The organism is Candidatus Chloroploca sp. Khr17 (assembly GCF_004138165.1).
Taxonomy (GTDB): domain Bacteria; phylum Chloroflexota; class Chloroflexia; order Chloroflexales; family Chloroflexaceae; genus Chloroploca.
This window is the reverse complement of record NZ_RYFF01000040.1, coordinates 22,279-35,028: the sequence shown is the minus strand read 5'-3', so window position 1 is coordinate 35,028 and position 12,750 is coordinate 22,279. Positions and strand designations below refer to the sequence as shown.

Below are 12,750 nucleotides of genomic sequence, written 5' to 3'. Positions count from 1 at the left end.
GGGCATGGCCGCGCGGGTCATGACCGTGAGCGCCTGCTCATAGGCGGCAATCGCCTGTTCGAGGTTCTCGGCCCGCTCGCCGAGCGGATTTTGGGCAAGACTATTCCCCAATTCACCCTGGAGTGCGGCCCAAAGCTGCGGATGGGTTGCTGGTACGATGAGCGTGAGTGCCTGGCGACACAATGCTACGCGCTGGAGCATCTCAGAGACGCGGTTGAGTTGAGCAATCTTTGCAATAACTGGCTGAACCTCGGGTGGAATATGCATCGCACCAGCAGTCTCGCCGGCTGCGCGCTCCAGGCGCTCGCGCAGATCGGGCCGGGCTGCCAACCGGCGTTCGAGTTCTTCGGGCGATGTGATCGGCCCCTCGCGGGCAAGCTCCGCAAGCACCGCCTGCACGTCGGGTGGCAGGTTGCCTGGAGCTTGCTGATCCTGCAACTGCGCCACCGGCACATTCATCTTCTCCGCAAACGCCGCATCCGTGCCGATCTCGCGGCAGCGACGCAGCAGGTCGCGGTGCTCGGTGTAGATAGCCACGGCATTGCTATTGCCCTGCGCCTGTGCGGCGGTGATCGCCTGGTCGAGGAAGGCCAGGGCTTCATCACTGAGCAGTTCAGGGTGAGCCTGCACCTGGCGGTAGGAATCCATCCAGGAGCGCGCGCTGATAAAGGCATTGAGCGTCTCGACGAGTGGTGGAACTGCGGGAATGTCCGCTATGTCGCCGGTATCGCCGGGCGTTGCATCAGGCGCGTCTGTAGTCTCCATCATCTGCTGCGCCTCGGCCTCAAGCTGGGCAAACGCATCCGGATCACGCTCACGCAGTTCGTCGAGTGCCTGCTGCATCTGTGCCTGTGCCGCATGCAACGCCGCCTCTGGGTCGTCAGCCAGCGCAATGGGCAGCATTGCGCGCTGCACGCCGGGCAGACCCTGGACGAGCCATGCGTCGCGCCATGCATTACCCAGTTGCTCGCGGAGCGCGCCGATCAGCCCGGCGGCCTGTTGCTGATCCTGCTCGCGGGTGGTCTGCTCGGCCGGCGAAAAGAGGATCGGCGGATCGGCATCCGGGCGGTAGAGTAATAACGGCGCATCGATCTGGCTGGCGTGGCCGTTCGGGCACACCACCGTATGCAGCGTACCGGCGCGGATGCGTGCAACGAGATCCGGGCGTTCATCGGCGGCGACGATCAGCCAGACCTCGGCGTCGAAGGCAACGCCGCATACGGGGCAGGTGAGGCTGGCCGTTTGGGCGAGCGAGATGGTCATCGTGGCATACCTCCAGGGAGTGAATTGGCATCGAGATCGTGGCTAGTCCTGGATCTATTTTAGATTGTTGATTGCAGGTATACAATGGCGGTATACGGCATCAAGATAAGGTTCAGCGATATTGAGATGCCGTCGTCCGGTATCGTCAATCTAAACGCTGTGTCAGCGCAAACCGACATATGCCGGAATTGAACCGTGTTGTAGGTCGGAAACGTGCTGGAATATGCACATATTCTTGCCCTATCCCATTGTAGCACGTTCCGCCGGATTTTTACAGATGCCGGCATTATCGCATCGCCGTCAGGTCATCAACCGGCCTCGCGTTGCAAGTCCTTCTATTACATCGACACACACTCTGATACCCTTCAACATCCCCACCTTCTACCGATGCCCCAGTCCCTCCTTCGCCCTAGACTAGGTTCATCAGCATCTGCTGCGTTCCTGGTTCACGGTGAAGGAGGTGGTGCCGTTGTCGTCATAAGCCCCGTTCGTTCCCGTCGGTTGCTCGTGGTTCGTTGGGGGTGTCGCCCAGGGAACGCGCCAGGGCCAGCGCGACTGGCTGGCCCACGCGCGGTTCTTCACGCGACGTCTGGCATTGTTGGAAGGAGGTTTGACGCGCTATGTGGACGGGATTACCCGATTTGAACGCCCTCTTGCTCCCGGTGTTGACCTGGGCGACCGCGGCGGTGGCGACCATTGCCGCGATCATTTTGGTCTGGAGCATTTATGAGAATTGGACCCAGAACCCGGAACGGTTTTCCTGGTTCGCCGCGCTCTTCAAGGCCCTTGGCGTCGGCCTGGTGGCGGTGGTCGCGTTTAATGCCGCATCCATTATTGGTTTCTTCATTGGGGCCGCCGGCGGTGGTGGTGGTGGGGCAACGCCCTAAGGCGAGGGGCGGTGGGTGGTGGGGCACCGCGCATCTGGATGCGGTCGGCGTCCTACTGAGCCCCGAACCGGTCGCCTGAACCGAAGCAGGAAGGAGGTTTGTGAGGATGAGTCTGGTTCACGAGGTGCCAACTGGGTTGCAGGTGCGTCCCACGGTCACGATCCGCCCCTTTCCCGGGCGAGCCATCCGGCTCCCCGCCCGTGCTGGCACGTTGCTGCTGGTGGCGGTGCTGATCTGGGGGGCGCTGGCAACGCTGACGCCCATCGCGTGGACCCTGCTGGCCGGGATCGTCCTGGTTCCGGCCAGTCTTATCGCCGCGCTGGTGGAACTGAAACCACGTGGCCGGACGCCGCTGTCCTGGGTGGTGGTGTTGAGCCGCCACGTCCGACGACCCGCATTGCTCATTGTGACGCGTACGGTTGAGGTGAGGGAACGGGGCGCAGGGGCCAGGGGTCAGAGGTCAGGGGTCAGGATGCGCCGTGGGGGGTGATGCCGACGGTCGGGGATTGGGGATCGGGGATCGGGGAGTGGGGATCGGAAAGCCTGAAGGCCAGGATGGTCGCCGGGTGTCCCGATGCCAGGTGAGACCAATGACCCGTGAAGGTGCCGCATGGTCAGGTCAGGCTGCGTACGACACTGCCGTTGGGACGCCTGCGACCCTGCGCTTCGCTCAGGGTGGTCAAGGAGCCTACGCAACGGTCTCTGGTCTGACTCCTCCAGTTGCCCTGATCAGGCCCGTGCTGGCCTGCCCACGCAACCTCTGAGCCCTGAACCCTGAACTCCGAACCCCGAACCCCGAACCCTGAACCCTGAACCCTGAACCCTGAACCCCAAGACCCGAGACCCGAGACCCGAGACCCGAGACCCACGAAAGGAGATCCGCTCATGGCTCGTTCACGACCCCCTGGCTCGGTGCAAGAGGCACTGGGCGCCCTGACCATCGGCGAGGGCTATCTCGTGCGAGGGGATGGCGTGGCGGTGGCACTCATCGATCTGACCCCACCCGATCTGCGCTTGCACGATGCGACGTCCCTCGCACGGCTGCTCGAGGCGGCGACCCATGTGTTCAGTACCTGCCCGGATCGGTGCAGTCTGCTGACGATGGCGGTGCCGCTGGATTACGCTCCGCTCATTCAGACGCTCACGGCCGCGCAGCAACGCGCCCCAGATTTTCGGAGTTACGCCATCCTGGGGGCGCTCACCGACGCGCTCCAACACGCCTGGGCGGCGCTGGGGCAGTTGCGCACGGTGCGCTGGGTCATCGCCGTGCCGTCGGTGGCCCCCGAGACGCCGCCGTCGGGGATGTGGGGAGAGTTGCGGCCGGCGGCGCTGGTCGGGCAGGTGACGCGCTTGCCCGGCGATCCGGTCACCGAGGCGCTCACGCGGGCGCGGCGTTTGGCCGGGCAGTTCGCGACCCTGGGCCTGGAACCCGCCCCCACCCTGATGAGCGCCCCTGCCATTCGCCGCATGCTGCGCGCTGCGCTTGACCCGGTCGCCGCCGAGAGCCAGCAGGCGCTGACGGCCGTGGCAGCCCCCCGCCCGCTGCAGGTCGTTGCCCCGGAGGTTTCCCATGCCACCCGTTGATCCCCGGTTGCCTGCCCCACCCTGGGCGGCGGCGGCCGCCCAGGCCCCCGCAGAACCGCCTCCGGTTGATCCTGCGGCCCCGCTGATCACCCGGCACCGGCGCCGCAGCGGGGCGCCGCTGATCGCCGTGGGCGGACGGCGGGAGCGTACGGTGACGACCGAGACCGATCTGATCGCCCCGGCGAGCATTGATCGGGGGGCCATTGACCATGTGCGCAGCGGCCAGAGCTACACGCGCACGTTTGCCGTGCTGGCGCTGCCGCGCATGCTTCCGCCTGGCGCGCTCGTCCCGATCATGCAACTGCCCGGCGTGCAGACAGCGCTGGTCAATCATCCGCTCCCCCGGGCGCTCGCCAAAGAGCGCCTGACCCACCTGGCTCACCAGTTGGGCGTTGCGCTCACCCAGGGCGGGGAGACCGGGGCCGACGAGGTGCTCGCGCTCCACGATCTGCGGCGGGTGCTGGCGGCCATTACCGAGGAGCAGCGCGCCCTGCACCTGATCGGGCTCTACCTGACCGTCGCGGGGGCCGATGGGCGTGAGTTGCACGAACGGAGTCGCCAACTCCGCGCCGCGTGCACCGAGGCCCAGATCATGATCGTGGCCTGTGATGCTCACCATTGGGAAGGCCTGCTGACGACGGCCCCGCTCGGGCACGATGCGGTGCGTTCCCTGTTCGAGACCGATACGCCCACCCTCGCCCGCCTGCTGCCCGCCTCGTCGGCGACGCTGCAGAGTGGGCAGGGCGTGCCGATCCTCTATGGCGTGCGGGCCGAGGGCAGTGGGGCCGGACAAGTCGGGGGGGCGCCGGTGGTGCTCGACCGCTTTGCGCTGCCGTCGCCCCATCAGGCGACCATTGCCGCCACCGGGGGCGGCAAAACCTACCAGCAAGCATCTGCGCTGCTCCAACGCTTCGCCCACGGCGCCTGCGACCTCTGTGTGCTTGACCCGAAAGACCAGGAGTATCGTACGTTGATCGAGACCGGCCTGGGCGGCACCTACCTGGTGCTCTCGGCGCAAGCCGAGCTGCAACTGAACCCGCTGACGTTGCCCTGGGGCGAGGCGGCGGTCGGGGCGCGGCTTGCCCGCTTGCAGATCGATCTGTGCGCCCGCCGGGCCGCGCTGGTCAAACACCTGGTCGCCAGTGAAGCGCTCGCCCGGGGCATGCCGCTCAGTGGCGCGGCGGAAGCCCAACTGGAAGAAACGGTGCTGGCCTGTTATGCGCAGCGCGGCATCACCAGCGACCCGACGACCTTTCATGCCGACGTGCCCGATCTGCGGACGGTGGCGCAGGCCCTGGCGGCGCGTCCGCATGACGCGGCGCTCGACGCGGCCTTGACGCTCTTTACCGAAGGCTCGCTGGGGCGGTTGCTCCACGGCAACCGCCCGCTGCCCTTGGCCATCCCACCGTCCCGCTTGCGTGCCGATGTGGGCGTGCTGGGCATTGACCTGAGTGCTTTTGTCCAGGGCCAGGATCAGACCTTGCAGCGCGTGCTGCCGGCGCTGATCGCCGACTACGTCATGACCGTCGCGATGCGCGGCACCGGACGGCCCATGGAACTGATCATCGACGAGGCCTGGGCGGTGCTCAATACCGCAGCTGGAGCGCAGACGATCGAGCTGCTGGCTCGGCTCGGGCGCTCACTCGGCGTCGCCGTGACGGTCATCACCCAGCAGATCCGCGAGTTCCTCGTGCGGCGGGTCGGCGATCAGGTGGTGCCGAATGCCGCCGGGATGACCTTTCTCGACAACTGCGAGACGATCCTGTTGCTCCGGCAGCTGCGCCCGGCGCGGGCGGGCGTGCAGGACGACGACAACTCGATCCTGCAGGCGGCCACCAAACTGGGCCTGACGCCGGGCGAGATCACCTGGCTGTCGCGCTGTCGGCGGGATGCCGATGGGGTGACGGGGCTGCTCCTGGTCGGACGCGAGCCGATCCCCTTGCGGATTCCCCGGGCCCCCGCGCCCATCCACGCCCTGATCCCCGGCGCACGCACCCCGGCGGCGCCGCCACCTGACGAGGAGGCCGCGGATGCGGGTGCCGTCCCAACTTGACGTTGGCCCGTTCACGCTGCACCTGGATGTGCTGGCGGCCCGGCTCCAGCGCCAGCGCCACCGCCTGCGGCAGGGCCTGCAGGCCGGAGGCGTGGTGAGCATGCTGGCGGTCGTCGTCTGGCTGCTTCTGCCGGTGCTGCGCGGCAGTGGTACCCTGCTGGTGCCGCCGCTGCCGCCGGAGGTGCAGGTGCAGCTCGCCGACCGGCCGGTGCGTCCCGGACGCATCGTGCTGCCGAGCGGCCCGCATGCCCTGCACTTCACACAGCCGGGGGCGTTTCCGGTGACGAGCGTGATCCAGGTGAGCCGACAGCAGACGACGACGCTGATCGTGCCGCCGATGCGCCCGATCCCCCTCGTTCAGCCGGTGCCGCTGCCGCACCCGCAGAGCACCTGGCTCCAGGTGAGTCCTGATGCGGGGAGCGGGTGGCGGCTGACGGCGACGCGACCGGAACCGGAGCGGTCGGCCGGGGCTCCGGGCTGGGGGCCGCCGCAGCCGGAACCCGCGCCCTATCACCTTCACCTGGATGCCCAGGGCCTGACGCGCCTCCCGGTGTTGGAGACGTACGCCATCGCGGATGAGCAGACCACGCGCGACGGCGCACGCTTCTGGGCGGTCTGGGAACCTCACCGGGGTGCGCCGCTGCCCGGCGTGGCCGGCAGCCTGACCCTGACGCGCCCGACGGGCACGCAGGTCATCACCACGGCTCGGAGTCTGCGCGGGGTGTGGTGGTCGCCAGGGGGCCGTCACCTGCTGGTGGCCGTGCCGCACGCGCAGGGCGTTGATGTGCTGGTCGTTGACCCGGCGCGGCCGCAGGTTGACGCCCAGGTGCCGCTGATCACGGTGCCTGGCACGATCCACCACCTCGCCTGGAGTCCGGATGGCGCGGCGGCGGTGATCATCACGTCGCTCGCGTCGCCCTCGCCGCCGCACGTGGCGCGGCCCACGCCCCCAGCGGACGCCCCACCCACCGCGACGGCGCTGCTCGACCACACCGCGGTGCTGATCCAATTCGCCCCTCCCGGTGCGGATGCCCGGGCGACGCGGCTGCGCGTTCCGCCGGCGCGCCCGGCGGGGCTCATCCCGCTGGCCTGGACCGCCGACGCGCTCTGGTGGGTGACCGATACGGGCCTGGGCCTGGCGCTGGATCGCGTCACCTTGGCGGCGGGCGTGACCGAACGGGTCGGCCCGCTGCCCGACGACCTGGTCGCGCTGACGGTGCAACCGGATGGGACGCTGCGCATTGTCCGGCCCACGGCGGAGGGCACGCTGGCCGTGCAGCGCTGGCCTGCGGATGCGGACGCGACGCTCGTGGTGCTGCCGACGATCCAGACGCAGGGGCGCACGGGGGGGATCTGGCAGGGCCACGAGCTGCTGCTGGCGACCGGGCCGACGGCGCTCTGGTACGTGCAGATTCAGCCGGAGGCGCTGCAATGACGTCCAACCGCCGAAGGTTCCGTTCCCGTGCCCTGCGCGTTGCCGTCGTGGTGGTCGGCTTGGTCGGCCTGGTCAGCCTGGTCAGCTTGGTCGGTGGTGCCCTCATCGGGTTCCACCGCTGGGATGCGCTGCAGCGCATCCCAGCCACCGGGCTGGTCATGCTCGTGACCACCAGCGTGGGCAGTCTCGGCATCGGCTGGTGGAGGCACCGCACGCGGGTGGTGCTGCCGTCCCCGCCCTGGCGTGCCACGCGGCCCACCGCGCTGCGGCTCGCGCGCTGGCAGGTACGCGGGCTCGCGGTTCGCGCCCACCTCATGGCCCCGCCGCCGCGACCGGCACAGCCGCCGCGCCCGGCCGCGCTGCCGCAGGAACCGCCGCATCACCGCGCCGCCGCCGTGCCCCGTCGCCTGGCCCGGCCCCGCGTGCGCGGGCCACGGCTGACGCTGGATCTCGAGTTCATCACGCCAGCGCCAGTGCGGCCCGCGCTGGGCCAGGTGCAGCCCGCCCCGCCCGAGGTGACGACGCTCGTCATGACGACCGTGGCCCAGGTCACGGCGCACCCGCCCGCGCTGCTGGCCGTTCACGACCAGCCCCGGCACCTCGTGTTCCAGCTGGCGCTCACGCCGGTGTTGACCACGAGCCAGCAGCGGGCCGTGATCCAGGCGCTTCAGGGGCACGGGGTTCGGGCGCGGTGGCGTGACGTGGCGACCCTCAGCGTGCTGCGGGCGTCCGTGCGGGCCGCCGCCTTGCCCGCCGTCTCCGCCGCCGCGGCTGCGGTGTGGCGCTGGCTGCCCGTCGTGCGCACGCGCCAGGGCCCGATCTGGTGGCCGCTGCCGTGCCACCAGCACCTGGTGCTCGCGGGGGCCATGCACGGCCCGCTGCTCGGCCTGCTGGCGGGGCGTGCGCAGGTGCCCGGTGCCCACCACCCTGCGGTGTTCGTCCACGACCCTGATGGCCGCCTGCGCGAGCTGCATCCAAGCCTGGCGGCCCTGGTTCCGCAGCCTGAGGCCCTGGCCCAGGCCCGTGACGCACAACTGCGCCAGCGCTTCGCCCGCGCACGCGGGCACGTGGCGACGCTCGCCCCACCGCCACTGGTGCTCGTGATGACGCCCTCGGCGACGATCTGGCCGGATCTCCAGCCCTTGCTCGTGCCTGAGCCCGGCGTGCAAGTCATCCTCATCCTGGGCGACCGCCCGCCGCTTGCCGCCCTGCGGGCGGCCTGCCATCGGCTGCCCGTGATCGAGGTGCCTGATCCACCGTACCCCGCGCTGCCCGACGCCTTCCGCCCCGCCGGACTGCCCGTGGTCAACGTCGGCCAGGCCATCGCCTGGCTCCCCGGAGGGCAGACGGTCTGGCGTGGCCTGCCCCTGCTCGTCGAACCCGCGCTGCGGCAGAACGACGCAGCGGAGGGCCAGTGATGAGCGCGTTGTTCCCGAGCACCCAGGGCCGTGCGTCCTCACGAGGGTCGGCGGATGACGACCCGCAGGAGGTCGCCCATTTGATGCCACCTTTTGTGCCGACACAGCACCGTGCCGCAGCGCCGTCGCGCATCTCACCGCCGAACGACCCAGCAGAGGCTGCAACGATCATAATCATGGCCCGCTGCCCCAACACGCCGGGCGGAGCCTCGGTGTGCATTTCGCCCCGACGTGAGGAAGCGGAGGCCAACGTGATGCGGCGGCGTTGCCCCCATGCCCACCCCAGTGCCTCGGCCTACCAGCCGTCGCCTGACGACCAGCAGGAGGCCAAAGCAATCATGGCGCGTTCCCCACGCCCCCAACGCCGCCCCTCGACGCACCAGCCGCGGCCTGACGACCAGCAGGAGGCCAAAGCAATCATGGCGCGTTCCCCACGCCCCCAACGCCGCCCCTCGACGCGGGTGCGTATGAGGCCGTCTGCCGCCCAGACCCACCCCAGTGCCTCGGCGCACCAGCCGCGGCCTGACGCTGAGGAGAACGCCACCCCATGATGCCGCGTTCCCCCAGTACCCAGGGCGGGGCGTCCTCGCCGTCGCGGGTGCCGCCGCGTACGCAAAGCCCGCGTTGGCACGGCAATCCGTACGAGCGCCCGCCGACCGACGCGGAACTCGCAAAGGCGCGGCGTCGCCAGCGCTCGCTCATGCGCTTCGGCGGGGTGGTGCTGCTGCTGCTCGTGTACGGGTTCGTCCTGGCCCCGACCCCGGTGCTGCATGCGTTGACCCAGGCCCCGCCGACGCTGGCTCCCTTGGCGGCTCGGCTTGGCGCATGGCTGCAGGGGGCCTATCCTTGGGTGAAATTGGGCCTGGTCGCGCTGCTCAGCGGCGTCGTGCTCCACCTGGTGCTTGGCGGCTGGATGCTCGCCCGCCAGATCGTGCGGCGGCGGCGCACGACGGTGCAGACCATGCTCGTCGATCTGCCGCGAACCCCGGCGGCCGAGTTGGGCCGAGGCGTGGATCTCTTCGCCGGGCTCGGCGAGCTCTTGAACCCCGCCGGGCAACTCCAGGGCCGCGACGATCACGTCGTCTTTGCCCTGGTCAATGGCATGGCGGATCAGCGGGTGCGCCTGGCCGTGCGGACCCCCACCCAGCAGGCTGCCCAGCTCGCTAGCACCGACGCCCTGCGCAACCTGGTGAGCGGCGAGGCCCCGGGCACGACGACCCGCCCGGCGAGCGATGATGTCGCGACGATGTTCGCCCAGTGCCAGGAGCCGGACGGGCCGCGTCTCGCTGGCTCCGCCGACTACATCCTGGCCCGGTCGCCGTCCTACCCGCTCAAAGACCTGGCGATGTTCGTCGGCGGCGACCCGCTCGGGCCATTGGCGACGGCGCTGACCCGGCAGGAGGGCGTCACCTACGCGGCCTACGAGCTGATCCTGCGTGCGCTGCCGCCGCACGACGACTGGCGTGCGCCGCTGCGTGACCAGATCGGCCAGATCCAGGGTACGGTCAACCCGGAAGACCTCGCCGCCTACGAGGCGTTGGTGCGCAAAGTCGAGCACCACGGCTTCGACGTCGTCGTGCGCTGCCTCGTCGCGGCCCAGACCCGTGCGGCCGCCGTGCGCCAGGTGCGGGCGATGCACCACGCGCTGCAAACCTTCAGTCGTCCGGCGGGCGACGCTCGCCAGCGCCTCCGGCGGGTCGGCAGTCGGCTGCCTGGACGCACCCCGGGCTTCGTGTTCATCCCGCTCACCCCCGCGACGATCGGGACGGCCCCGCTGCCGCCTTGGGGCGGGCTGACGATCAGCGGGGCGGTGGTGGCGGGCCTGACCGGTGCGGTAGCAGGCCTGGCGTTGGCCCAGGCGCTGCCCCACCTCGCCATCTCGTTGCCCGTGGCCCCGCTGACGCTGCCCTCCTGCGTGCTCGCCCCGGTGCTGACCAGCCTCAGCGCCCTCGCTGGCCTGCTCGGCGTCCTTGCGTGCAGCCCCCGTCGGCGCGCCGCACGGGGCCGCGACCGCCTGGCGACGCTGCGGGCGCACGCCCCGCCCCCGGTCTGGCCGGGCGCACGCTGGACGGTCTTCCCAGCACCGGGCACGCAGCGCAGCATCCTCGGCCCGTACGAATTGGCCGCCTTCTGGCACCCGCCGTCGCTCGACCTGGAGACGCTGTTCGCCTGGCGCAGCAGCAAGCACCTGCCTGCGCCCGTCGCCGCTTTCCTCAGTCCCGCCGAGGCCGCCGCCGCCGAGGCGCGCCAGGTGCAGCCACGCCCAGCCACACCACACGAACTTGGCCGCAGTCGGCTGGGCCTGGCCTACGCCCAGCAGCGCGATGGCACGCTGGCCCTGATCGGCCCGACCCTGCGCGACCTGCGGCAGGGCTGGGATACGATGGGCAGTATGGGCAGCGGCAAGAGCAGCCTGGTCGAGACGATGGTCGTTGAAATTGCTCGCCTCGGCGGTGGCTGCGGGGTGATTGACGCCAAGGGCGACCTGTGCGACCGGCTGCTGCGCATTCTGCCCCCGGAAGCGTACGACCGCGTGATCGTGATCGACACCACCGCCGCCTGGGTGCCGTGCCTCAACCCTTTTGACCGACGGCTCATCCGTGCCAAACCACGCGATGTCGTCGCGGGCGAGATCGGCCAGATCTTCGCCCGCATCGAGCCGGAGATCTGGGCCGGGGCGCTGGGCATGCAGCAAGCGCTCTTCATGGGCCTCAGCGCGCTGCTGGAAGGCGAGCGCACGCCGACGCTGCTGCACCTCGAGCGCTTCTACTTGTCGCCCGCCTACCGCGACGACGTGCTCAGCCGGGTCGTCGACACCGCCATCCGTGACTATTGGCTGGTGCAGGTGCCCGCGATGCCGGAGAAGATCAAGACCTCGATTGACAGCCTCAAGCGCCGCCTGACCGGCCTGGTTGGCTCCGAGACCGGCCAGCGCCTGCTTTGCCAGCCTGCGTCGACCATCGACCTGACCACGGCGATGCGCGCGCAGGCAATCGTGATCATGAAATTCGTGCCCGAAACGATCGGCGACACGAATGCCGCCTTCTGGGGCGCGGCGCTCTTCCAGAGCATCGTCAGCGCGACCTTCGCCCAGCAGGACGAAACCGACCCGGAGCAACGCTGGGACTGGCCGCTCTTCGTCGACGAGGTGCAGATGTTCGTGAAGGCCGAACGCGCCGAAGACGCCGAGCGCATGTGGACGCGCACGCGCTCGATGGGCGTCGGCCTGATTGGCGCGCACCAGGGGCTGAACCAACTGGGCGAAAAGCTGGGTGGCATCGTGCTGAACGTGATCGGCGGCATGTGCCTGACGAGCGGCGTCCGCGATGACACCCGCGACCTGGTCAACGCCTACGCCAACCAGGGGCTTCAACCCGAGGACTTCACCGGCGTCAAACCCCGCGAAGAGTTGCTCATTCGGTTTCCCGTGGAACGCCGCGACATGGGCCTGATGTCAGCCATCCCCCGTGAACGCCCGCCCGAGCAGCCCGCCCCCGCGCACCCCCCGACCGCACGGCCCCCCTTCACGCCCGCCTCGCCCGCCGAAGCGCTCGACCTAGCCACCCTCGAAGCGCTGGAGCAGGGCGTCCGCGAGGCGCTGGCGACCCACCCGGATCTGCTGCCCGAGACGGTCTACCGCGCGGTGGCCCACGCATGGCTCAGCGCCCTCCACCAGGAACACCGCGCCGCGCTGGTCGCCGAGGGGCAAGGAATGAGGACGAGCCAGTTGAGCGACCAGGCCTGGGCCGTGATCCAGCAGCTGATCGAACAACTGCGTGCGGTCGCGACCCGCCGTGCCCAGCACGAGGCCCAGCACCTGGCGCAGCGCCCACGCACCCTCCCCGCCGACCAACACCTGGCCCAACTCAGCCAGCAGCGCGACGGCGTCCACCCCCTGATCAACGCCTGCTACGTCGCCGCCCTGGTACGCCGCTACCCCACCGACGAGCGCAGCATGGCCCAGCAGGATCGCGGACGGCGGCCGCGCGACGCGTCCCGCCCACCCACTGGCCCCGCCGTCACCCCGCCCGCCGTGCCCGGCCCACCGGCGAGACGACAGGCTCCCCCGTAGATGCGCCCACCACCGTCGTCTCAGGCCCGCCATCCCAG

The 12,750-nt window shown here is 69.9% G+C and carries 10 protein-coding genes; 9 read left to right on the top strand and 1 reads right to left on the bottom strand.

From position 1 onward, the window contains the following. Window positions 1–1,263: CpXC domain-containing protein (locus tag EKD05_RS25895; RefSeq protein ID WP_165360821.1), on the bottom strand; the 1,263-nt coding region annotated here is incomplete at its 3' end. Between the two features lie 620 nt (window positions 1,264–1,883). Between EKD05_RS25895 and EKD05_RS19190 the strand changes: the two genes are divergently transcribed. The 9 genes from EKD05_RS19190 to EKD05_RS19155 all read left to right on the top strand — a co-directional run bounded on the left by EKD05_RS19190 (window position 1,884) and on the right by EKD05_RS19155 (window position 12,712). Continuing rightward, a complete protein-coding gene (locus tag EKD05_RS19190; RefSeq protein ID WP_129676017.1) occupies window positions 1,884–2,150 on the top strand; it encodes a hypothetical protein in 267 nt (88 codons plus the stop codon). Window positions 2,151–2,256: 106 nt separating this feature from the next. Then, window positions 2,257–2,640: a hypothetical protein gene (locus EKD05_RS19185; protein WP_129676014.1), complete on the top strand. Its 384-nt coding sequence runs from the start codon at window positions 2,257–2,259 to the stop codon at window positions 2,638–2,640. 100 nt (window positions 2,641–2,740) lie between these two features. Then, window positions 2,741–2,914: a hypothetical protein gene (locus EKD05_RS25890; protein WP_165360820.1), complete on the top strand. Its 174-nt coding sequence runs from the start codon at window positions 2,741–2,743 to the stop codon at window positions 2,912–2,914. Window positions 2,915–3,035: 121 nt separating this feature from the next. Further along, window positions 3,036–3,734, top strand: a complete 699-nt coding sequence (locus EKD05_RS19180) for a hypothetical protein (RefSeq protein WP_129676011.1) — start codon at window positions 3,036–3,038, stop codon at window positions 3,732–3,734. Then, a complete protein-coding gene (locus tag EKD05_RS19175; RefSeq protein WP_129676008.1) occupies window positions 3,721–5,787 on the top strand; it encodes a VirB4 family type IV secretion system protein in 2,067 nt (688 codons plus the stop codon). Before EKD05_RS19180 ends, EKD05_RS19175 begins: the two co-directional genes overlap by 14 nt. Continuing rightward, complete coding sequence (locus EKD05_RS19170; RefSeq protein WP_129676005.1) at window positions 5,765–7,222, top strand: hypothetical protein; 1,458 nt, start codon at window positions 5,765–5,767, stop codon at window positions 7,220–7,222. The genes EKD05_RS19175 and EKD05_RS19170 overlap by 23 nt, the downstream gene beginning before the upstream one ends. Then, window positions 7,219–8,640 (top strand): hypothetical protein, encoded by a 1,422-nt coding sequence (locus EKD05_RS19165; protein WP_129676002.1) that lies wholly within the window; start codon window positions 7,219–7,221, stop codon window positions 8,638–8,640. Before EKD05_RS19170 ends, EKD05_RS19165 begins: the two co-directional genes overlap by 4 nt. Next, complete coding sequence (locus tag EKD05_RS19160) at window positions 8,640–9,191, top strand: hypothetical protein (protein WP_129675999.1); 552 nt, start codon at window positions 8,640–8,642, stop codon at window positions 9,189–9,191. The genes EKD05_RS19165 and EKD05_RS19160 overlap by 1 nt, the downstream gene beginning before the upstream one ends. Then, complete coding sequence (locus tag EKD05_RS19155) at window positions 9,188–12,712, top strand: hypothetical protein (RefSeq protein ID WP_129675996.1); 3,525 nt, start codon at window positions 9,188–9,190, stop codon at window positions 12,710–12,712. Before EKD05_RS19160 ends, EKD05_RS19155 begins: the two co-directional genes overlap by 4 nt. The last annotated feature ends 38 nt before the right edge of the window (window positions 12,713–12,750 follow it).

What these genes read in the sequence shown, in the direction of transcription:
- EKD05_RS19190 (WP_129676017.1), top strand. Translation starts at nt 1,884, where the DNA reads ATGTGGACGGGATTACCCGATTTGAACGCCCTCTTGCTCCCGGTGTTG.
- EKD05_RS19185 (WP_129676014.1), top strand. Translation starts at nt 2,257, where the DNA reads ATGAGTCTGGTTCACGAGGTGCCAACTGGGTTGCAGGTGCGTCCCACG.
- EKD05_RS25890 (WP_165360820.1), top strand. Translation starts at nt 2,741, where the DNA reads ATGACCCGTGAAGGTGCCGCATGGTCAGGTCAGGCTGCGTACGACACT.
- EKD05_RS19180 (WP_129676011.1), top strand. Translation starts at nt 3,036, where the DNA reads ATGGCTCGTTCACGACCCCCTGGCTCGGTGCAAGAGGCACTGGGCGCC.
- EKD05_RS19175 (WP_129676008.1), top strand. Translation starts at nt 3,721, where the DNA reads ATGCCACCCGTTGATCCCCGGTTGCCTGCCCCACCCTGGGCGGCGGCG.
- EKD05_RS19170 (WP_129676005.1), top strand. Translation starts at nt 5,765, where the DNA reads ATGCGGGTGCCGTCCCAACTTGACGTTGGCCCGTTCACGCTGCACCTG.
- EKD05_RS19165 (WP_129676002.1), top strand. Translation starts at nt 7,219, where the DNA reads ATGACGTCCAACCGCCGAAGGTTCCGTTCCCGTGCCCTGCGCGTTGCC.
- EKD05_RS19160 (WP_129675999.1), top strand. Translation starts at nt 8,640, where the DNA reads ATGAGCGCGTTGTTCCCGAGCACCCAGGGCCGTGCGTCCTCACGAGGG.
- EKD05_RS19155 (WP_129675996.1), top strand. Translation starts at nt 9,188, where the DNA reads ATGATGCCGCGTTCCCCCAGTACCCAGGGCGGGGCGTCCTCGCCGTCG.